Origin of the sequence: Streptomyces sp. 11x1 (assembly GCF_032598905.1) — a bacterium.
Taxonomy (GTDB): Bacteria; Actinomycetota; Actinomycetes; order Streptomycetales; family Streptomycetaceae; genus Streptomyces.
Genome location: NZ_CP122459.1, coordinates 18959 through 38099 on the forward strand (window position 1 = coordinate 18959; position 19141 = coordinate 38099).

At 72.4% G+C, this 19141-nt stretch carries 33 protein-coding genes; 24 read left to right on the forward strand and 9 right to left on the reverse strand.

The features are described from left to right. Window positions 1–115: 115 nt before the first annotated feature. The 6 genes from P8T65_RS46520 to P8T65_RS46545 form a co-directional block, all read right to left on the reverse strand. The gene (locus tag P8T65_RS46520) at window positions 116–988 is read right to left on the reverse strand and encodes a hypothetical protein (protein WP_316732002.1); all 873 of its coding nucleotides are present in this window, start codon (window positions 986–988) and stop codon (window positions 116–118) included. Between the two features lie 28 nt (window positions 989–1016). After that, window positions 1017–1268 carry a hypothetical protein gene (locus tag P8T65_RS46525; RefSeq protein ID WP_316732003.1) on the reverse strand — a complete coding sequence of 84 codons (252 nt, stop codon included), beginning with the start codon at window positions 1266–1268 and terminating at the stop codon, window positions 1017–1019. A gap of 154 nt (window positions 1269–1422) precedes the next feature. Then, on the reverse strand, window positions 1423–2685 hold the full coding sequence (locus P8T65_RS46530) for a hypothetical protein (protein ID WP_316732004.1): 1263 nt from the start codon (window positions 2683–2685) through the stop codon (window positions 1423–1425). A 157-nt stretch (window positions 2686–2842) separates the two neighbouring features. Further along, window positions 2843–2992, reverse strand: coding sequence for a hypothetical protein (locus tag P8T65_RS46535; protein ID WP_316732005.1), 150 nt, complete (start codon window positions 2990–2992; stop codon window positions 2843–2845). 166 nt (window positions 2993–3158) lie between these two features. After that, a complete protein-coding gene (locus P8T65_RS46540) occupies window positions 3159–3884 on the reverse strand; it encodes a hypothetical protein (protein WP_316732006.1) in 726 nt (241 codons plus the stop codon). Window positions 3885–4033: 149 nt separating this feature from the next. Then, window positions 4034–4531: a hypothetical protein gene (locus P8T65_RS46545; RefSeq protein ID WP_316732007.1), complete on the reverse strand. Its 498-nt coding sequence runs from the start codon at window positions 4529–4531 to the stop codon at window positions 4034–4036. A gap of 267 nt (window positions 4532–4798) precedes the next feature. Here P8T65_RS46545 and P8T65_RS46550 point away from each other — a divergent pair, with 267 nt between their 5' ends. The 19 genes from P8T65_RS46550 (at window position 4799) to P8T65_RS46640 (ending at window position 15103) form a co-directional block, all read left to right on the forward strand. Then, window positions 4799–5179: a hypothetical protein gene (locus P8T65_RS46550; protein WP_316732008.1), complete on the forward strand. Its 381-nt coding sequence runs from the start codon at window positions 4799–4801 to the stop codon at window positions 5177–5179. Between the two features lie 160 nt (window positions 5180–5339). Beyond that, a complete protein-coding gene (locus P8T65_RS46555; RefSeq protein ID WP_316732009.1) occupies window positions 5340–5951 on the forward strand; it encodes a hypothetical protein in 612 nt (203 codons plus the stop codon). Window positions 5952–6051: 100 nt separating this feature from the next. Then, window positions 6052–6789, forward strand: a complete 738-nt coding sequence (locus P8T65_RS46560) for a hypothetical protein (protein ID WP_316732010.1) — start codon at window positions 6052–6054, stop codon at window positions 6787–6789. 146 nt (window positions 6790–6935) lie between these two features. After that, entirely contained in the window at window positions 6936–7163 is a 228-nt protein-coding gene (locus tag P8T65_RS46565) for a hypothetical protein (RefSeq protein ID WP_316732011.1), read from the forward strand. Window positions 7164–7279: 116 nt separating this feature from the next. After that, entirely contained in the window at window positions 7280–7999 is a 720-nt protein-coding gene (locus P8T65_RS46570; protein ID WP_316732012.1) for a hypothetical protein, read from the forward strand. 64 nt (window positions 8000–8063) lie between these two features. Then, entirely contained in the window at window positions 8064–8447 is a 384-nt protein-coding gene (locus tag P8T65_RS46575; protein ID WP_316732013.1) for a hypothetical protein, read from the forward strand. Between the two features lie 101 nt (window positions 8448–8548). Continuing rightward, window positions 8549–9004, forward strand: a complete 456-nt coding sequence (locus tag P8T65_RS46580; protein ID WP_316732014.1) for a hypothetical protein — start codon at window positions 8549–8551, stop codon at window positions 9002–9004. 52 nt (window positions 9005–9056) lie between these two features. Continuing rightward, a complete protein-coding gene (locus P8T65_RS46585; protein WP_316732015.1) occupies window positions 9057–9278 on the forward strand; it encodes a hypothetical protein in 222 nt (73 codons plus the stop codon). Window positions 9279–9316: 38 nt separating this feature from the next. After that, window positions 9317–9505 (forward strand): hypothetical protein, encoded by a 189-nt coding sequence (locus P8T65_RS46590; RefSeq protein ID WP_316732016.1) that lies wholly within the window; start codon window positions 9317–9319, stop codon window positions 9503–9505. A gap of 136 nt (window positions 9506–9641) precedes the next feature. Beyond that, window positions 9642–9989: a hypothetical protein gene (locus P8T65_RS46595; protein WP_316732017.1), complete on the forward strand. Its 348-nt coding sequence runs from the start codon at window positions 9642–9644 to the stop codon at window positions 9987–9989. 95 nt (window positions 9990–10084) lie between these two features. Continuing rightward, a complete protein-coding gene (locus P8T65_RS46600; RefSeq protein ID WP_316732018.1) occupies window positions 10085–10657 on the forward strand; it encodes a hypothetical protein in 573 nt (190 codons plus the stop codon). Between the two features lie 90 nt (window positions 10658–10747). Beyond that, the gene (locus P8T65_RS46605) at window positions 10748–11176 is read left to right on the forward strand and encodes a hypothetical protein (protein ID WP_316732019.1); all 429 of its coding nucleotides are present in this window, start codon (window positions 10748–10750) and stop codon (window positions 11174–11176) included. Window positions 11177–11283: 107 nt separating this feature from the next. Continuing rightward, window positions 11284–12084 carry a hypothetical protein gene (locus tag P8T65_RS46610; RefSeq protein ID WP_316732020.1) on the forward strand — a complete coding sequence of 267 codons (801 nt, stop codon included), beginning with the start codon at window positions 11284–11286 and terminating at the stop codon, window positions 12082–12084. Between the two features lie 68 nt (window positions 12085–12152). Beyond that, on the forward strand, window positions 12153–12764 hold the full coding sequence (locus tag P8T65_RS46615; protein ID WP_316732021.1) for a hypothetical protein: 612 nt from the start codon (window positions 12153–12155) through the stop codon (window positions 12762–12764). Window positions 12765–12863: 99 nt separating this feature from the next. Further along, window positions 12864–13211 carry a hypothetical protein gene (locus tag P8T65_RS46620; protein ID WP_316732022.1) on the forward strand — a complete coding sequence of 116 codons (348 nt, stop codon included), beginning with the start codon at window positions 12864–12866 and terminating at the stop codon, window positions 13209–13211. Beyond that, window positions 13208–13630, forward strand: coding sequence for a DUF4262 domain-containing protein (locus P8T65_RS46625; RefSeq protein WP_316732023.1), 423 nt, complete (start codon window positions 13208–13210; stop codon window positions 13628–13630). Before P8T65_RS46620 ends, P8T65_RS46625 begins: the two co-directional genes overlap by 4 nt. Before the next feature lie 38 nt (window positions 13631–13668). Further along, window positions 13669–14124 (forward strand): DUF4262 domain-containing protein, encoded by a 456-nt coding sequence (locus tag P8T65_RS46630; protein WP_316732024.1) that lies wholly within the window; start codon window positions 13669–13671, stop codon window positions 14122–14124. Between the two features lie 85 nt (window positions 14125–14209). Then, window positions 14210–14653 (forward strand): DUF4262 domain-containing protein, encoded by a 444-nt coding sequence (locus tag P8T65_RS46635; protein ID WP_316732025.1) that lies wholly within the window; start codon window positions 14210–14212, stop codon window positions 14651–14653. Between the two features lie 39 nt (window positions 14654–14692). Then, window positions 14693–15103 (forward strand): hypothetical protein, encoded by a 411-nt coding sequence (locus P8T65_RS46640; RefSeq protein ID WP_316732026.1) that lies wholly within the window; start codon window positions 14693–14695, stop codon window positions 15101–15103. Here P8T65_RS46640 and P8T65_RS46645 read toward each other — a convergent pair. Further along, window positions 15051–15446, reverse strand: coding sequence for a hypothetical protein (locus P8T65_RS46645; protein WP_316732027.1), 396 nt, complete (start codon window positions 15444–15446; stop codon window positions 15051–15053). The genes P8T65_RS46640 and P8T65_RS46645 overlap by 53 nt on opposite strands. Before the next feature lie 86 nt (window positions 15447–15532). On the opposite strand from P8T65_RS46645, the gene P8T65_RS46650 reads away from it, so the two are divergent. From P8T65_RS46650 to P8T65_RS46660, 3 genes are all read left to right on the forward strand, one after another. Continuing rightward, on the forward strand, window positions 15533–15877 hold the full coding sequence (locus P8T65_RS46650) for a hypothetical protein (RefSeq protein WP_316732028.1): 345 nt from the start codon (window positions 15533–15535) through the stop codon (window positions 15875–15877). 140 nt (window positions 15878–16017) lie between these two features. Continuing rightward, on the forward strand, window positions 16018–16374 hold the full coding sequence (locus P8T65_RS46655) for a hypothetical protein (RefSeq protein WP_316732029.1): 357 nt from the start codon (window positions 16018–16020) through the stop codon (window positions 16372–16374). Beyond that, the gene (locus P8T65_RS46660) at window positions 16371–16862 is read left to right on the forward strand and encodes a hypothetical protein (RefSeq protein ID WP_316732030.1); all 492 of its coding nucleotides are present in this window, start codon (window positions 16371–16373) and stop codon (window positions 16860–16862) included. The genes P8T65_RS46655 and P8T65_RS46660 overlap by 4 nt, the downstream gene beginning before the upstream one ends. 15 nt (window positions 16863–16877) lie before the next feature. Here P8T65_RS46660 and P8T65_RS46665 read toward each other — a convergent pair whose 3' ends face one another. Together P8T65_RS46665 and P8T65_RS46670 are read right to left on the reverse strand one after the other, a co-directional pair. Continuing rightward, window positions 16878–17357, reverse strand: a complete 480-nt coding sequence (locus P8T65_RS46665; RefSeq protein WP_316732031.1) for an XF1762 family protein — start codon at window positions 17355–17357, stop codon at window positions 16878–16880. Further along, the gene (locus P8T65_RS46670) at window positions 17345–17740 is read right to left on the reverse strand and encodes a hypothetical protein (RefSeq protein ID WP_316732032.1); all 396 of its coding nucleotides are present in this window, start codon (window positions 17738–17740) and stop codon (window positions 17345–17347) included. Before P8T65_RS46670 ends, P8T65_RS46665 begins: the two co-directional genes overlap by 13 nt. Window positions 17741–17989: 249 nt before the next feature. On the opposite strand from P8T65_RS46670, the gene P8T65_RS46675 reads away from it, so the two are divergent. Next, window positions 17990–18502: a hypothetical protein gene (locus P8T65_RS46675; RefSeq protein ID WP_316732033.1), complete on the forward strand. Its 513-nt coding sequence runs from the start codon at window positions 17990–17992 to the stop codon at window positions 18500–18502. Between the two features lie 92 nt (window positions 18503–18594). Next, window positions 18595–19122, forward strand: a complete 528-nt coding sequence (locus P8T65_RS46680) for a VUT family protein (RefSeq protein ID WP_316732034.1) — start codon at window positions 18595–18597, stop codon at window positions 19120–19122. Window positions 19123–19141: the final 19 nt, after the last annotated feature.

Genomic DNA, 19141 nt, shown 5'->3' on the forward strand with positions numbered 1-19141 from the left:
TGGTGCTCCTCCAAACGTGTGGGGTGTGGGGCGATTCGCTGTGATCGCCCCACACGGAAAATCCTACAGTGCGAACGGTCGAGAGTCCAGGGGGCCCGGCCGCCGAGCGGACCGGCTATGCGGGCTCGGCCAGGTCGACCCGCATCACCGCGCCGGCCTGCTCCTCACCGGCGGCGATGCGCGCCTTCTGCTGCTCGTACACCTCGTTGAGCCGCTGGCACAGTCGCCCCGCCTCAGTAGGGGTCTGTACGCCCAACACGTGCACGCCCGTGAACCCGTCCATCACCAACTGCGAACCGCCGAACAGAGCACCGATGGCGGAGTCCTGCCCCACCACCGAGTAGCGCGGGCCCGACCAGTCCGCGGGCCGCTCGGCGAAGAACACCATGAACATGTCCCCCGGGAACGTCACGGCGATGCCGGCCGCTGCGAGAGCTGCACCCAGCTCGTGCCGCTTGGCCTCCTGCTGCGGGGTGTCGGCGGCGATCTTCACGGCCAGGTCCCACACCACGGCCGGGGCGTCGTTGCGGTAGATGATCCGCCAGCCGTCCCGCTCGCCCTCCACGTGCTCGGGGAACGCCTCGGACAGAGCAGCAACGGCCTTGGCCACGGCCGGGTGCTGGTAGTTCCGGCACGACATGTTCAGCGGCCACCGGTGCTCGCGCGCCCACATGCCGCACGTCGTGCACTCGGCTTCCCAGGCCGGGAGCGGTACCGGGATGTGGTCGAAGGTGTCGCTCTGCCGTCCCGGCGCGCGCTGGCGCAGCGTGTCGGTCTCCTCGTCGTAGACCGCCTCACCTCCGAGGGCGAACGCGTAGTGCCTGGTGGTGGCGAGCACGGCGGCGCGGGACAGGACGCCGATCGGCGCGCGGGTCTCTCCGTGCCCGACCATGAGGTACGCGGGGGAGCGCAGCGTGTCACGGTCGTCGGGGGTGAACTCTCGCCACGGTGCGGCGATCGGGAGGTAGTGGCGGCGGGTCTGGCTCATGGTGATCGCTCCAGGGGTGTGTGGGTGGTCAGGCCGCGCTGTAGACGTCGCTGCCGTTGACGGTGATGCGGACGGGCACGGTCTCCTGCGGGCTGAGGAGCGCGGCGGGGATCTCGCCCGTGTCCACGTGGAGCGAGACGACGATGCCGACGCCCGGCTCGACGTACGCGTAGACCTGCGCGCCGCCGATCACGATGCACGGCTTCGTGTCGTCGTCGACCTGGGGCAGGAAGCTGGCGGCACGGTTGAACTCGTCGGCCAGGGGCTGGCTGATCTGCATGGGGTGACTCCGGTGTTGCGTGGGCGGGCGGGGCGCTGCGGTCGCAGGCCCGGCACACGGCCGTGACGGGGTGGGGGCGGCACGGGCGCGTGCGGAGACGGCGAACGGGCAGGGTGCGGGGGCCGGCCAGCGTGACGGGCCCCCGCGGCTAGGGTCAGGCCTCGTCGAGCGGGGTGTAGCGGGAGTAACGCGCCATGTGCTCCGGCTCGCCGGTGGCGGAGACGTAGATGGTGCGGCCCTCCGCCTCCGCCGTCGCGAGACCCCGCCGCAGCAGGAACTCAACGGCCCACAGCACTTGGTCCTGCGTCTCCCGCGGCCCCTCCTCCCACTCCTCGTCGAGCGCCGTGCGGCACTCCGCCCGGTACGTGGCGGCCAGCTCGGGCACCCACGCGAACCCGGAATCGTCGGCGAGTACGATGCGGGCCCGCAGGCTGCGCTCCGGCCGCTGCACCCACACTGTGGTCCGGCCCCGCTCGGTGCTGGTGATGGTCAGCCCGTGACGGGTCAGCGTCCGCTCGATCGCCGCCAGCACGCCGAAGAACGTGCGCCGCTCCTCCGGCTTGCGCGGGGCGACCACACCCGCGGGGCCCGGCTGGTTGTGGTCGTACGTCACCATCACGTGGTCGGACGCGAGCGTTGGCGCAGACACCGCGAAACCCCACACCTTTTCCGCCCGGCCCTGGACCGCCGCGCGAGGGATGTAGCCGCGCTCCCGAAGGATCTTCGCCACGTGCTGAACGAACTCGTCGGCTTCCGGGTCGCACCCGAGAACGACGGGGATGGCCGGCCGCTCCGGGACGAAGACGTCAGGGTGAGCGCTGAACTCCGCCTCGTCGTGGATGTACGTGTGGGTGAGCGTCCAGCCGGACGCCTCCATGACCTCAAGGCACTTCCCTGCGAGCGCGCGCCACTCCCCCGCACCCTCCGCCTTGGGGTCGTACGGCTTATGCCGGTGGCCTCCCGCGTGGACGACGATGCGCGCGTTGCGGTGCTTGCCGTCGGCCGGGTGAACGTGGACCCCCCGACCGTCCGGGTAGCCCCTAGGCAGAAGCGGGATACCGGCGGCCGCCAACACGGTGCGCGCCATCCGCACTGCCGGAGTGTGCGCGACGAACTCACCGCCGGTCGGGCCTTGCCCGTGACGCTCCCACCCAGCGGCCACCAGCGCGTCACGGGCGGCCGCCATGAGGCGCCCCCACTCAACACGCTGCTCGTAGAACCCTGGACGGTCGTCGGGGCGCCTCTCCTGACCGTGCACGACGGGAACGACCCGTACGGCGTCCATGGCGTACTTCGCGGGGTAGACGATCACGCCGGTGAGCGACGTCATGGCGTCGTCGATGACGGTCAGCCCGGCAGCGGACAGTACGGCCTCCGCGTCGCGGATGTGGCTGGTGGTCGGGGCGGACATGGACATGTGGTGCCTCCAAGAGTGGGCGAAGTGAAAGGGCCGCCCGGGTATGGCGCGTCCTGCACACGGCCGCAGCAGACGGGCGGCACGGGCGAGTGCGGGAAGCGGCAGGGGGCGGGGGCCGGGGCGGCGAGAGAGCGAACGCCCCGGCCCGAAGAGGTCGCTAGCCCCTTGCGATGACCGTCGCGGCGACCACGACCAACATGCCGTGGATGATGAGCGACAGCATGAGGAGGATGGTGATCGGGGTCGCCATCCTCAACCAGCGCTCTTCGATCGAAACCGTCTTCTTCGGCTCGGCGTTGTCCTTCATGAGCTGACCTCCATGGGGGTCGTAGATGGGTGGGGCGCTCGTGCATCCCCGCATCGGGCCGCGACAAGAGCGGGCGCGGCCCGATGCGGGCACGACAGATGGGGGGGATGGCCGGCCCGCTCCCCGGCCGGTGCGCGGTCGTCATGGCCGGGGAGCGGAACCGGGGTCAGGAACGGCCGGCGGTGCCGTACAGGCGCTCCAGGCCCTTGCGGCGCACCGCCAGGAACTTGCGGACCTCCGGCGCAGCGGACTCCAGCACCAACGCCAACTCAGCAGCGGTCAGGGGGCGCGTGTAGAGCCGCAAGTAGCCGTCACGGTCCCGGCGGAATGCGGCGCAGCGCTCCGGCCGGTACAGGGCCGCGTCGCGCGCCCACCCGCCGGACCAGCGGTCGACAACGTGAAGCGGGCGCAGGATGCTGGGGCCGCCCAAGAGCTGAACGGCGTTGATGATCCGGCGGGCGACCAGCGGCTCTAGGCACGCGGCGCGCAGCTGGAACACCGGACGGTCGGCACCCTCGTCCCACATGGCGACGACACGGCCACAGTGCCGAAGGTCGTGCACGGCGTACGCCACGCCCGGCTGACGAAAGAGCATGTCTCCGCCGCTCGACAGGACGTGCATGTCGGCCATGTCGCCGAAGTGCAGCAGCAGCGCCCGCCACGCCATCTGTTCCATCTCGTGGGCCCGAAGGACGTCGTGCCGCGTGGGACGGAACGGCTTCCGGACGGCCGGGAGTGCCGGGCCGTGCGGGTCGGGCACCGCCTTGTCCCGAACGGCGTCCATGAACGCGGCCTTACTGTCCTCGGACGCGCAGAAGGCGGCGTACAGGCGCATCAGCTCCTGCGCGGGTATGGCGGGGAAGCGGGTGGACGGGCGAGACGACAGGGTCACGGCTGGACTCCCAAAGAGGCATGCAAAACGGGCGGAAACGACGGGTTGTTGCGCGACTTGCGCAGGTTCACGCGCGGGCGCGGGTAATGGCGCGGGGTGGGCCGGCCGCCCCGCCGGGGGAGTGCGGGGCGACCGGGGCGCGGGGTGCGTCAGGCGGTGAAGGACGCGTACAGCTCGTCCAGGAACAGTTCCCGGGCGGTGCACAGCGCTGCGCCGTCGGACGGGGCGCTGATGGCGTACCGGTCGTAGCCCAGGGAGCTGAGGTAGTCGGTCCAGACGCGTCCGGCGTACATGCACGCGGGCTCGCGGGTGACGGTGACGACGTCCAGGTCCCCGGTGGTGTCGAACGACGTCTTGCGGAAGACGACGGCGCGCTCTGCGGTGTCCTTCGCCAGGGTGGCGTGCCGTCCGTGCAGCGTGGCGTATGCGGTGTCCGCGTGCGTCCGGACGGAGCGGCGGGCGGCGGCGGTGCCGGTGGCGTAGACGGTGGTGACGAACCCGCCGCGCCGGGCGGCGAACGCGTGCAGCCGCTCGATGGTGTGCGCTCCGGCGCGGTCGGTGCGGATGACGACCGGGATGGTGCTCTTGCTGCCTGCGATGGCGACAACGTGGAACAGGCGCAGCGGGGTGACGACCGTTTCGGCCATGGGGTGCTCCCTGGGTGTGTGTGGTGGCCGGCTGCCTCGCTGTGTGCATGCCGGGCCGTTGCGTTCCGCCGTTCGGTTGGAACACGAGAAACGTACAGTGCGGATGTCCCACCCTGTCAACCCCCCCCCGCTCGAATCAGGGGTGATCGAATCTCAGGGCGTTCGCTCTGTACGATTTTCTGGATCGCGTGATACGGTGGTGGCACACCGCGAGGGAAGCGGCACAGCGAACGCCTCCCTTGCCCACACACATCAGGGAGCATCCGAATGCCCAAGGCCCGTACGCACCGCGCCCGCCGCACCGCCGCCGTTCTCCGTGACCGGCGTCGCGAGAACCGGGCGCACCGCGACATGACGCAGCGCGTGAAGGTGAGCGACTACCTGACCGTGCTCGGCATGGAGGAGACGGACATTGACCGCTACGGCTCTTGGGCCGGGAAGCACATCGTGAACGCGTACCGGGCCGCCAACTTCGGCCACGACCCGCGCAAGACCCGCAAGCGCACCAAGCCGTGTAAGGGCTACCCCGAGGGTCGCTGGATCAAGGTGAACGTCTACCGGATCACCGACCCCGCCCTGATCACCGGGTGCGCGTCCTACAAGCGCACCGCCCCGTTCGTGCAGGGGCTCTACGCCCCCGCCGCGTAGCCACAAGCCACCGCTACGCCCCACGGTCCGGCCGGACGGTCGCGCCCGCCCCCTCCCCCGGGGCGCGGCCGTCCGGCCCTCAGGTCGCCGGGCGGGTCGGCCTCCCCCCGCCGCCCGCCCGGCCCGCACCCTTCACCGCACGCACGAACGGAGACTTCCCATGACCGCCACCGCCACCTGCACCGACTTCGCGTCGACCGTCCTCGCCTCCCGCACCGCCCCGATGACCGTTCAGCGCCTGGCTGTGAAGCCCGGCGACGTCTTCCACAACGGCGGCGCGCGCTACCTCGTCCTCAACGCCCGATACGGCGACGCCCCGCACTGCTGGCTCCGGCAGTCCCTCACCGTCGCCGCCCTCTCCCACGCTGACGCCCGGGGCATCCTCAAGCCCTACACGATGGGGCTGTCCGTCGACTTCGCCCGCACCCAGGACGCCACCGTGGAGGCACCCGAGCCGGACGCGCGCCGCTGGTGGGTCGCCGCCATCCTGGACGACCGGGGCCGCTTCGACGGCGCCAACGGCTACCAGGAGAGCGCCGACTGCGAGCGCTGCGCCGACACGCCCCTGGACCCCGCCCGACGCAACTACGTGACGTGCAAGGGCGCTCAGGCGCACGCCTGGAACCAGGTCGGCTACTGGGAGGACTCCCGGCACCGGCTGGAGGCCCCGCGCACCTACTACGTGCTGCCCGTGCTCGCGGACACGTGGGAGGGCGCCCGCGCGCAGGCCCACGACCTGTGCGAGCGGCTGCGCACCGTCGGCCACCTGTAGGCCCCGCCCGGCCACGAAACGGCCGGCTCGCCCCTAACCCCCGGGGCGCGGCACTCTTCGCCGCGCCCCGCCCGATTCCCGCACTGTGAAAGGCCCCGCCATGACCACCGCCCCCGCTCCCACCGTCGCGCCCGAGACCGTTGCCGCAGCCCTGTTCGTCGGCGCGTTCAACTCCGTGTTCGAGGACGACCCGCGCATGACGATCGCCGTGCACCTGACCACCGGATCCAGCCTGGCCGTCACCGGCCGACTCGGCGACGACTACCACATGCACTTCAGCCCGGCGGAGGTGTCCGCCGCCCTAGACTGGCTCACCCGGGCCGTGGCCGCCGACGGGCGCACGGTCATCGCGGTCACCGCCGATCGCGACGACGAAGGCGAGTCGGCGCACGGCTGGGCGTGGTTCATCGACACCGGTGACCCCCTGCCCGCCAGCGCGGCCTCCTCGCTGTTCCCCGACCACGTCGAACTGCTCGGCGCGGAACAGCCGTGGGTCACCCTCAAAGGGCCTCAACCGCTGGTCGACACGAGCGCCGAGGGTCTGTCTGCCACTGCCCTCAGCGACGACGTCAAGGCAGTCGTCACGGCGCACGGGGAGCCGGAGCGGCCGGCCGCCAGGCACCGGTTCGCGCTGCGCCTGGACGGCACAGTCACCGTGCACGTGGACGCCGCCGACGAGAGCGCCGCGCGTGACGCGCTGGAGGTGATCGAGTACGAGGACTTCGACGTGGACCTGCGCACCCGCGACGGTCACGTCATCGGGCACATCACGCTCGGGGAGGCCGACGGGGCGGAGCTGGTCAGCGTCGACGGCGTCCCGGCGGACGAGATCGACTGACGGACCGACACGGGCCCAGGGCGCGGCGGCACTTCTCTGCGCCCTTCCCTCAGCTCCGTTCGCACTGTATGGTTTTCCGTGTTGGGCGATCACAGCGAATCGCCCGGCACCACACACCCGCGTTCCCGCGACAGGAGCCAACCGTGATGTCTCACTACCGCACCCGCGCCCGCCGCATCCTCGCCCGCGTACAGGCCGCCGCCGTGCTGGCCGGCCTGCTCGCCCTCACCTTCCTCGCGCTCGCCGCGTCTCTCGGCGCGCTCCGTTCGGCCCCCGCCCCGCAGCAGCGACCCGCCGTGACCGTCCGCGTCAACGCCGACCGGGACGACACCGTCGGGGCGTACGGGTCTGCGCCCGCCCGCGCGCACCGCTGACCGCACCGCCCCCGGCCGGACGGCCGGCCACCCCACTGGGGCGCAGCCACCCCGCGCGCTGCGCCCCGCCCCAGACCCGAGAGGAACACCTCGCCATGGGCGTCGCCCTGCCCCCCATGACCACCGCCGTCAGCCTCCCCCTGTGGGACGTCATCGTCACCGGCAAGCCCCTCGGCCCCCTACCCAACGGCGTCGACCCGGGTCGTGTCCGCGTCGCCCCTGCCGCCGACGTGCGCGCCGGTGATCTCGTCGTCGGCTACGTCGACGGGCACCCCGGCGGCCGCTGGATGCCGAAGGGGTACGTCGGAGAGGTCTGCTACCGCGCTCTGCCCGCAACGCACCCGCAGGGCTGGGAGGTGCTCAGCCTCGACGGCGAACTGTTCCAGTGGTCGCCCCACGACCTGGTGCTCATCGTCCCCGCAGGGCTGGCGCCGGAGACGTACAGGCCCGGTGACCGCGTCGAGCGGATCGCCGAACGCATCCTCGACGGTTCGGCAGCGCCCCGCCGCTACGCGCACCACGGGGCCGTGATCGACGCCGACGACGGCACCGTGACCGTGCGGTTCGATGCCGAGTGGCTGCCCACCACCCTCCCCGCCACGCACGTCCGGCACGTTGAAGCCGAGTTTGTGGAGGACGACCGCAAGGCGTACGGCTTCGCCCACGGCGACACGGTGACCCTGCCGTGGCGGCCGGCAGTCCGAGGGACGGTCGTCGACCTGTGGCGCGACCTGGGCAACGTGCTGACGGCCTACGTCGTGTGGGAGACCGAGCCGCCCAGTGACGTGCGCGTCCGCGACCTGCGCCCCGTCGCGCCGCTCCCTGCCGCCGCCTGATACCCGCTCCCGCCGCCGGGGAGCGCCCGCCGCTCCCCGGCCCCAGCACCGAAGGGCCTCAGCCATGTCACCCGAGCAGCACCGGAAGATTCTGCGAGACATCGACGCCGAGATAGCCCGCGACCGGGCCGCCATGCTGGCAAAGCTCGCCGAGCATCAGGGCCTGAACGAGGGGTTCCTGAACGGCACTTTCCTGGAGATCCGTGGATTGTTCGCGCCCACGGCCTACATGCCGGACACCCCCGAGAATCGGCACACTCTCAACGAACGAGTGATCACCTTCGGCTACGACGTGATTGGCGGTCTGCGCGTTGCCCTGCTGGCGTACCAAGACCTCTCGTGGATCGCTCCGGTAGACCTTCACGCCCTGGCCGACGGGAGGACCGTCGACTGGCACCCGCGCGTGCCCTGGGAGCGCTTGACCCGCTGCCCGTGCGCGAGCGGCTGACGTCGCAGCTGGCCATTCCTCCGCCGGGCGGACGCAAGCCCGCCTGGCCTCCCATCCTCAGCGCGCCCGCCCGTACGTCACGCACCAGGAAGTAGCCCCGCATGACCGCCCACACCCGCGCCGCGCTGCGCCTCGCCCGATCCCGGCTACCGGACCCGCCCGGTACGGATGTCCCCCAGTACCTCACCCCGGCCGACGCCCTTCGCCCGCTCGCCGATCACGCCTTGTGGGAGTTGCGCGAGGACATCGACCGGGAGTTGCAGGCGCGCGCGTACATCGCGCTCACCGACGCACTGCGCTGGCATCTGCGCGAGTCCGGCCTGTACGACCACGACGGACAGCCGGCCGTCGCCGCGACGTTCACCGTCACCACCAAGCACCCCGACGGCCCGGGGTGGGACGAGACCACCGCCACGATCCGGTACGCCGACGGCTTCGAGCAGACCGTCGACTTCGCGGGGACCACCGTCGACGACGAGCTGATGGAGCTGGTCCAGGGCAGCGACGAACACCCGGAGCCCGGTGACGTCCTGACCGTCCCTCTCCTGCCCCTGTAGAGCCCGCCCGGGGCCGCCGCGCCCCGGGCCCGCACCGAGGAGCCACCCGCTCATGAGCGAGCAGCACGGGCGCGACTGGACGCGCATGACCCCCGACGACTTCGACCGGAACGCCGCACTGCGCCTGGACGTAGACGCCGGGCCGGCCGTCATCCCGGCCGTGCCCGACGAGTTCGGCACGGCGCCGCTGTTCGGCGACGAGACGGCCGTACCCCGCCACCGGGGACCGGAGCGCCGCCCGGCCGCCCCCGTCGACCAGGACGGCCTCTTCTAGCCCCTCCCGCCCCAACACCAGAAAGGCACCACCCCGCCATGAAAGTGGAGGCGTTCACTCGGCCCGTGGCCGTGGAGGTGACCGCCGCCCGGTACCTGAAGGCGCTGGAGGACGGGGCGCAGCCGGGGGAGGCCGCCGGGCAGGCGGGGGCCGCGCTCATCCGGGACTGGGCGGAAGCCCGGCTGCGGGCACGCGAGGAGGCGGCCGGCCGGGACGTGACGGGCTGACGGGCCAGCAGGACGGGCGGGGGTGCAGGAAGTTGTCCGGGGGTATTCCACCCTCGCCCGTTCGTGCTGTATGGTTTTCCTTATGAGGCGAACACAGCGAATCGCCGATCACCACACACGAACAAGGAGCACACCCATGCGCATTGCTGCCGCGTTCATCCCGGTCATCGTCACCCACGACGACGACTCCAACCCGCCGATCCCCACCGGCGTTGACCCCTCCACCGTTCGCTTCAGCACCCTCGCCGAGATGGCCCACGGGGACCTGATCGTCGGCGGTCACTCCGCCATCACGTACGCGAGCGCCAAGGCCATCTGCACCAACCCCACCGCAACCGCCTTCACCTACGCCCTCTGGTACCGGGCAACGCTCGACGTCACCACCCCGCAGATCCACCCGGATGGCTACGTGACCCTCGCACCGGGCGTCCCCGCCTTCCCCGGCTCGATGACCGTTCAGTACGTCCCCCGCGCCTACCGCTGACCCGTGCCGCCGGGCGGGAGCGCGCGCCACAAGCCGCTCCCGCCCCGCACCCTCCACACCCTCACGACCACGACATGCGCACGGAGCAGCACACCATGAGCCCTGTCATCACCCACGCCCAAGCCGTCGCCGCCGAAGAGGCCGCGCGCGCCGCCTACCTCGACATCTGGGAGCACGGATTCATCGGCGACGCCGAGCCGTGGCGCCGGTACAACGCCGCCGCCGACGTCGCCGACTCCCTCGCCGACAACCCCGGCACCCGCACCGTCAACGCCATCGCCGCGAACCGCGCCCACCCCGCCGGGGGCCGCGCCCCGAAGCCGTCCGCGAAGGCGGGCCGCGCCGCGCTGCGCGCCGTCGGCCGCCTCACCCGCGCCGATCGCTGGGACGCTCCCACGGCCGCCGCCATGATCCACACCGCCGTGGCGGACGCCATCGCCGACGCGTTCCACCACGCGACCGACGCGCACGGCATGCAGCCGGGCGACGTGATCGAACTGCACCACGCCCGCACGGAAGGCCGCTTCCCCCCGTACGTCGTCGACGACGTCCGCGCCCTGGTGTTCCTCGTCGGTGACCTGCTCGCCCTGGCCACGGCCTATGGCTGGGCCTGGGAGTACCCCGTGTGGGACGCCGAGGACCGCTACGCCGAGGAGCGCGCCGAGTAGCGCCCGCCCGGGAGCGCCCCACCGCCCGGGGCGCTCCCGCCCGGCCCGGAACGGCCGGCTGCCCCCACCACATCGACCGGAGGGAAACCCATGTCCGACGCCATCGACACCCTTGCCCGCGCTGCCCTGTCCAGCCTCAACGCCGCCGGTTTCGACGCCGCGCTGGTCGTACGCGACAGCGAGAACGTGCTCATCGCCTCCGTGCCCGACTCCCGCCGCAAGTGGGCGGACGTGGCCCTGAAGTCGTTTACCTCCCTGCCCCTGACCGACGCGGGCGGCCGGGCCCGCTACGCCCTGTTCCCCGCAGTGCCGGAGGACGCCGACCCGTACCGCCGCACCGTGCGCTTCCGCGTCACCGGGGACGACGTTCCTCCCAAGTGGGCCGACCAGGTGATCAGCCACAACGTGCGCATCATCCCGGGCGACACCACCGAGGCGGACATCCCGGCGGGCCTGTCCATCACCGTCTTCGGCACCCCAGCGCGGGCCGCCGACATCGCCGTCATCGCCCTCACCTAACCGCCGCCGCGCCCCGGGGCAGCCAGCCCGGGGCGCCGCGCGCCGCTCCACTCCCGCACCGCCGCGCCCCAACCCACGGGGCGCGGCCCCCAGGAAGGACCCTGACCATGCGCACCTTCGACCCGACCATCTCCACCAGCGGCCGCGCCCTCGCCGACCTGTTCCGTACCTGGTGCCGCCTGCGCGGCGACGACCCGGAGTGGGAGGTGGACGGCGGCGACCTCGTCACGGCCGTCGGCGAGATGTTCGAGGGGCTCGGCTTGGACGTCGGCGGCCCGGCGTCGCAGGTCGAGGTGGCGGCCGGCCAGCACGTCTTCACCGTGTTCGGCCTGAGCTGCGACCACAGCGACGCGCTGTACGTCGCCGGAGTCCTCCCCGGCGAGCACGCCGACGCGGTCGTCGTCGAGCTGAAGACCGACGAAGACCACTTCGGCCGGTGGGCCGCCACCTTCCCCACGGCGACCGCCGACGAGGCCGCCGACCTGGCCCGCCGCCAGGTCGCAGACGGCGACGAGGACGGGCACACCGACCGCGCGCTCATCCCGACGGAAGCCCAGTACGACGACGTCACGCCCGGCCGGTACGTGTACCCGAAGAACCTGATCGACGACCTACGGGACGCCCTCACCGAGTGGTTCGACGACAACCCGGACCACACCCGCCCCAGCGCGGTCAGCTTCCGCATCACGCACGACTTCGACGACGGCCCGGCCTGGAGCACGTACGGCCCGACCTTCCACTACGACCAGGACCCCGAGCGGGAGGAGCGCCGCGACATCCCCGTCGACCAGTTGCCCGACGTCGACTTCGACCGCACGGCCGTCGCTGACGCCCTGGTCGAGATCGGCGACTTCGAGCACCCCCAGGACGGGGACACGCTGCGTATCGCCCTCCGCCCGTCCGTCTGATCCCTTCCCGCTCCGCCCGGCCCGGCCTACTCCCGGGCCGGGCCCCGCTCCCCCTCTCGGAGGTACCCGTGAACACCGTCGACGTCGGCGTCCAGCGCTTCACCGTCACCCGCAGCGCCCCGGCCGCAGTGCCCGCCCCCACACCGCCGCTTCAGCCCGGCGACGCCGTCACCCTGTCCGGCATGGACCTGGCCCCCAGCACCACGGCGACGGCCGGCCGTCTGGACGCCGAGTTCTTCGCCGACCCGGGCCGCGCCCTCGCGATGGTCGCCCACTGGACTCAGGACCAGCTGTACGCGCTCGCCAACGTGCTCATGGACGAGGGGGACCGGCGGGGCAAGGCCGAACTGCTGGAGCTGCTGCGCTGGCTGTGCGAGCCCGGCGGCCCGGACGACCCCGAGCCGCGCGCCGTGAAGGTCGAGTTCGTCACCGATGCATACGAGGACGGCGTGTATTGGCACGACGACGAGATCTTCATTCACCGCGCGGACGGCACGGTCGAGCCGTACGAGTGGCCGGAGGACGACCACCAAGACGACGACTGGCGAGCCAAGGCCGACCGGTACCGGGCGCTGCTCGCCGACTACTCCCGCTCCGACCACCCGGCAGGTGGTGACCACTTGGTCGTCGATCTGTCCACCGGCGAGTTCGAGCACACCGGCAAGTGGTCCCTGGTCTGACCCCTCCCGGCCCGCCCGGGGCGTAGCGGATCACCGGCCTGTCACGTCTTCCGCAGTGAGAGCACCCGAGGAGCACCCCATGCCGTACGAGCAGGCCCGGTGACGGCCCGCCCGGCGCCGTCCGCGCCGTTCCCGGTCACCCGCGTCTTCCACTACCAGCACGCCCCCGTGCGCGCCCGCGTCATGGACGGCCGTGCCGTCTGGTTCCTGCGGGACCTGGCCGCCGCCACCGGGACCCGCCCGGCGCCCGGACAGCCCACGATCCTGCCCGGCATCGCCACCACCGACGAGGCGTGCCAGGTTCTCGCTGCCGCCGGACTCGGCGACGTCGCTGCGCTCCGGTCCTGGCTCGACCAGGCGGCCGGCCAGCTCCCCGCATCCCCGGCCCGGCGTCTGCAGTCCGTTCCCCACCCGCGCCCCGCCCAGCACCGGAGGCAAGCCGCATGAGCCCGCTCGACTTCGACAACCGCCCCAGCGTGCCCGTGATGGACTTCACCGTCGTCGCCGTTCACGACATGGACGGCAAGGGGCCCTACCACGCGTACAGCGTCGGCCTGGCCCACCGGCCCGGCCGCGCCTACGAACTCGCCTGCGTCGGGGTGGCCGGCCCGCTCGCCCAGGTCATCATCCGTCGCGCGGCCGAGCAGCTCCGACGCGACCTCGCAGACCCCGCCGAGCACCTGGAGTTGGACCAGGTGGTGAACGGCGACTTGGTGCGCCTGCACCGCGTGCGGGACGCCCGCCGCTTCAGCAGCAACGGCGCCGCCCCCACCTGCCCGTACTGGCAGATCCTCCTGCCGGACGCGTTCGGCCGGTTCCCCGGCGACCCGCGATACCAGCACGACGACGAACAGCCCCTTCTGTAGGCCCTCCCGCTCCCGCTCACACCCCGGAGGTGCGCCGTATGACCACCGCCGCGCCCGTCGATGACCGTCTCCTCGCCGCCCTGGCCGTCACGATCCAGCGGTGCGGGCACGCCGTCTACGCCGACTGCGACCCGCTGATGGTCGACCCGACGACCGCCTACACCGTCGGCTTCCACGCCGAAGAACGCTCCAGCGGCTACGAACTCGCCATCATCGGCATGCCGCCCCGCGCGGCGGCCCGAGCTCTCAACGACGTCTCCGACCGGCTGTGGTCCATCCCCGGCGCCTTTCTCCAGCCGGACATGATCCTCCTCGACGTCCAGGGCTACACGGCGAAGCTGCGCCCCGCCGACGACTCGTCGTTCCTGGTCCTGTCGCACGCCCTGTACGAGCACAAGGCGCCCGCCCTGCAGGTCCTCATCGCCGACCCCAACGGCTTTTTCCCGGACGATCCCGCGTACTCGAACGGCATCAACGGGCAGCGCCTGCTGTAGGTGCGCCCCGGGCCAGCCGTGGACGGTAGCCGCGACGGCCGGCTGTCTTGCCCCCGACCCGTCCCCCTGGCCCGAGGAACGCCCCATGGACCGCATCACGCCCGACGCCCGGCCCGAAGACATCCGCACCGCCGTGCCCGCACAGAGTCACGACGTGCTGTGGGTGTTCGACGCCGACGGCGACGACCCGCCGTTCGCGTACACCGTCGGGCTCGGCGTCCGGCCCGGCCGCGCGTACGAACTCGCCTGCACCGCCCTGCCCGCCGAACTCGCCTGCAGCGTCCTGAACAACGCCGCCGCGCAGCTCGTGACCGATCTCCTCGACCCCGTCGACGGCCTGGAGCTCGACGACGTCCTGATCGGCTACACGGTCCGTCTGCGGCCCGTGAGCGACACCAGCGACTTCCCGGGCATGCGCGCCTCACTGGGCGAGCAGCCGCCCGTCTGGCAGGTCCTATGGCCCGATCGGTGGGGCCGCTTCCCCGGCGACATGCACCACGACGACGCGCCTCACCAGCGCCTCATGTGACCGCCGGGACTGTCGGTGTGGCCGATTACGCTCGATCGCATGACCGACGCCCCCGACCCCGCCGCTACGCCCGCGCAGCCCGAGCCCGAGCCGTTCGACCCGCTGCAGTTCCCGCCGGACCTGATCGCCGCCCAGTTGCGCCTCGCCACGCTGCAGGACCAGCTACGCGCCCATCAGGCCCGACTGCCGTGGTCCCGGGAACCTCATCCCGGTTGGGAGCCTGTCGACGATCGGGGGCGGCCGCCGCATCCCGGCCGTCCGGCCACGGACGGCTGGGATGCGGCCGACTCCGCCAAGTACGACCGGCTGTGGGCGGAGCTGCGGGAAGCGGCGGCCGCCGTCTCATGCCACAAGCACTGGGCGCAGTGCCCGGACCCCGTGAAGGCGCGCATGGCACTCAAGCACGCGAAGGGCGCCGTGCCAGCTCCCGAGCTTGTGCAGGCGGCTTGACCGACCGGTGAAGGGCGCGGGGGAAACCCCCGTGCCCCTGCGCTTCGGTACTCGGCTGCGCGCCGCGCGTGCCGTGCAATGGCTTCATCCGGCCGCCCTCCGGGTCCCACCAGTAGGCCCGGTGCTTCACCGACGTCGACCCGTCCACGTCGATCTCCATGTGGTAGGCGAACCGGCCGTCCGCGTAGTCGTGGCGCGCGGTCACTGCCACGTAGCGCCAGTTCCCGTTCGCCCACACGAGCAGCCCCGGACGGTCCCCGGGCGGCCACGTCCACACCGTCGGCTTCGGCCCGTGCTCGGGCCGCCACGGCGGCGCCTGCTCCGGCTCATCACTGCTGCTCACGCCTACGAGGGTAGGCAGCGCGCGACGTAAGGCGTGAGGGCCCTCCAGCATCCGGCGACCTGACTCCGCCGACGGAAGGCTCCGCCGTGTTCCGCTCCTCGTACGACGACCGCCCGACCCCTCAGTTCCTGGTCGGGCTGTTCGTGCTGTTCCTCCTGCTCCTGGGCCTGGTCGGTCTGTTCGGGTTCCTCATCGGCGCAGAGCACGATGACGACAGGGCGCACCGCTGCTCGACGTCGACGTCCCGGGGCCACGCCCCCGCCGCTGATGGTGTCGCGACCCCGCCCGCCGGACACTCCGGCTCGTCGACGGCCACGAAGCAGCCGTCCGCGCCGAAGGCCCCGAGCAAGCCGAAGGCGCCCGCTGCGAAGGCGCCCAGCGTCCCGAAGGCGCCGGCCGCGCCGCCCCGGGTCTCCCTGAGCAAGCGGTGACCGCCCGCGAGTGCCGGTGGCGCCTCGGCCTGTGCGCAGGCTGCGAGCTGTGCCCCAACCCCCAGCCGCGCTCAGCCGACCCTGCTCCCGCACCCGAGACGGTCCGCAGCCCCATCACCCAACGGAAGGAACCCCGCACCATGGCCGAGTCCGCCCCCTCCCGCCGCACCGTCGCCCTGGTCGTCGGCGTCGCCCTGGTCGTCATCGGCTCCGTCCTGGCCGCGTTCACGGTCTTCGGCGGCAGTGACAGCAGCACCACGGCGCCGGACACCCCGCCGACGTCGGAGCAGTCGGCCGACCCGAGCACCCCGCCGGTGTCGACGCCGCCCATGCCCCCGGACCCGACCGGTACGGCCTGCAGCATCTTCGACCCCGAGTGCGACAGCGGCAGCACCACCGGGGGCACCATGCCCACCCCCACCGCCGTGCCGAGTGACGGCGACGGAGGGACGTCCGGATCGGGCAACGGCGGGCTCTTCGGCGGCACCGCCGCATGAGCCAGGGCTGGGGCGACCTGCTGACACTGCACTGCGAGATCCTCACCGACCTGCGCGAGTTGGCCTTCGTGCAGGTGCCGGTGACGCCGGACCTGTGGGAGACGGCCCCCGAGGAGCTCCGCGAGCGCTTCCGGGACCGTGCCCGCGCCGAGCTCCGGCACGCCGTGACCTCCCGCGGCCGCCGCCCGATGGCCGGCCGTAGCTTCGACGACGTCCCTGTGTGGGTTGAGCAGCCCGGAAAGTGCACTGTCGAGTGCGTGGGCGGCCCCCTGGACGGCGCGCGCGTCACCACGAAGGGCAGCGAGCCGCCGCCGGTGCTGCGCCTGGTGCCGCCGCTCGACTGGTCAGCCGAGTTGGTCTACCGGGACCTGCAGGAGGCACCCCTGGAGCCGCTGCCGATGGCCACGTACGGCCCCATGACGGACAGGCACGGGTTCTTCGCGCGGGCCGTCGACGATGGAGCGTGGCGCTACGAGTTCAGGCGGTAGGCGGCGCGTGCGGCCTCACGGCGCGTCTGGGGCCTCCCACAGCGTCCGGGCCACCAGGTCATTGCCGTTCGACGTGCGGGGCCGGCTCGGGCAGTTCCAGCCCCGGCGCGGGGGCCGCTGAGCTATGACCTGCCAGCCCGCTCCGCGCAGGCTCGCGCCGCTCTCCCCGTCCTGCGTGTACGTGATGAGCCGGGAGTAGCCCAACGCCTTCGCTGCGCGCCATGCGGCCCCGTACAGGAGGCTGTTGGCGTTGCGGACGCCGTCAGTGGCGGTGCGGGTGACTTCGAGGGTCTGCCCGTTGTCGTACATGCGGGCCACGGGCCGCCCGACCATCGCGACCGCGCGGAGAACGCCGGCGTCGTCTGCCGCACCGACGCAGAACACGCTGCCCGCGGGCGGCCGATGGTGCCGGTGCCAGGCGGTGACGAAAGCCTTCGCGTCCCGCTGCCGCACGGGCACCAGGTGCAGCCGGACCGGGTCGCTCACCGGCTCCATCCCGCCCACGCCTGCAGCCCAGTCCACAGACCCGGGCGGGGGCCGCGCCGCGGCGCGGTCTTGTCCGTCTGCGCGAGCATCCGCGCACGCCGTACGACCCGCACGAGGACGATTACGGCCGCGGGGAGCAGCGCCGCCCACAGCGCCCAGTTGGCCAAGAACGGGACGAGGACGAACACGATCAGCGCCTTGTTGCCGTATCCGGCCAGCGTGAACGTGCCCCACTGGAGCAGGGAAGCCACCGCCCAGTAGCCGATCCCGTGCTCCTGGGGGACGCCAGCCCAGTTGAACATGACCTGCACGGAGAACGCGATCAGCGTCATCGTGAAGCCCAGGTTCAACGGGTGGGCCTGCTTCGGCTCGACGGGCGGGTACGCGGCCACAGAGGGGCTCCTTCACGGCGGGGGCGCCTTGCTGCGCCCCGGACGCCGCGCACTGTCGGCGGGCGGACCGCTTAACGTCCCGTCCTGCACCCGGACGAACGACAGGCCCGCCCGCACCCTGCGGCGGATGCTGCGCCGCAGGTAGGAGGCGACGCAAGGCTGCGGCCGCCGGCAGCCTCCCCCGGTTCCGCCCCGCTCTCCCGGTTGCACTCCCGCACCAGCGGGGCGGACGGATCGGAGGAGACCGTGTTGCCCCACGTAGAACAGGCCATCAAGGACTGGCAGCAGGAGTTCGAGGACCTGCAGACGTCGGCCGCGGACATGATGCAGGTCGCGTTCCCGTCGCTGAAAGTCATGCAGAGCCCCACCGGCTGCTGCGAGACCCGCTTGCACTGGCAGGACGAGGACAGCAAGGCCTCCGGCTACGTGTGCATCGACGACTTCATGCAGGCGACCCTGCAGTTCGAGAACGTCCCACAGTCCGTCGCCGGCCAGGCTCTCGACGAGGTGTTCGGACTGGGCTGGTTCGACGGCGCTGAGCTGGGCGTCCGTAAGGCCGACGAGGGCGTCTACTACTGGACCGACGAGACCAACGCCGCCGAGTGGGAAGTCTCCGTTCTCCCGGGTGGCCTGGCCACCCTGAGCATCGAGTACACCAGCGCCCCCGACATCGCGACGCTGCTCGACGCCCTGCGCACCGCGTACGAGGACCCGGCCCCGGACGACGACGAGGACGAGGACGAGGCGGACGCGGCGACGTAAGCCACGGCCCGAGTGCATCGTCCCGCTCGCCCGCCGCGCACCCCAACGGCCCACCCGGGCCCGGCGCGGCGGGCAGAACGGAGAACTGCACCGTGACCGCGCTACACCGCGCCGTCCTCGCGATCGTCGGGTACGTCGCCGCCCTGATCGCTGCGAACTGGGCGACCTCCCACTACGGGCTCGTCCCTGTCGGCTTCGGGCAGACAGCCACCGCCGGCACCGTCGCCGCAGGCGGCGCGCTCATGCTGCGCAACGTCGTACAAGACCAGCTCGGCCGGTACGCCGTCGTCGTGGCCGTGCTGTTCGGATCGCTGCTGTCCGCGCTCACCAGTGCTCCGGCCGTCGCGCTCGCCTCCGGCTGCGCCGTGCTGATCTCCGAGCTCGCTGACACCGCCGTCTACACCCCCCTGCGTAAACGGGGCTGGGTCCGCGCGGTCGTACCCGCGACCCTGTTCGGCGCCCTCCTCGACACCGTGGTGTTCCTGCACCTGGCCGGGTTCCCGGTGTGGCCACAGGTGCCCGGACAGCTCGTTGGCAAGGCGTGGGCCGTCGCCGTCCCGGTCGCCGCGGTGCTCACCATGCGCGCCATCCGGGCCCGGCGGCTCATCGCTGCCCGCTGAGCGACGGTGCTGTACCTGA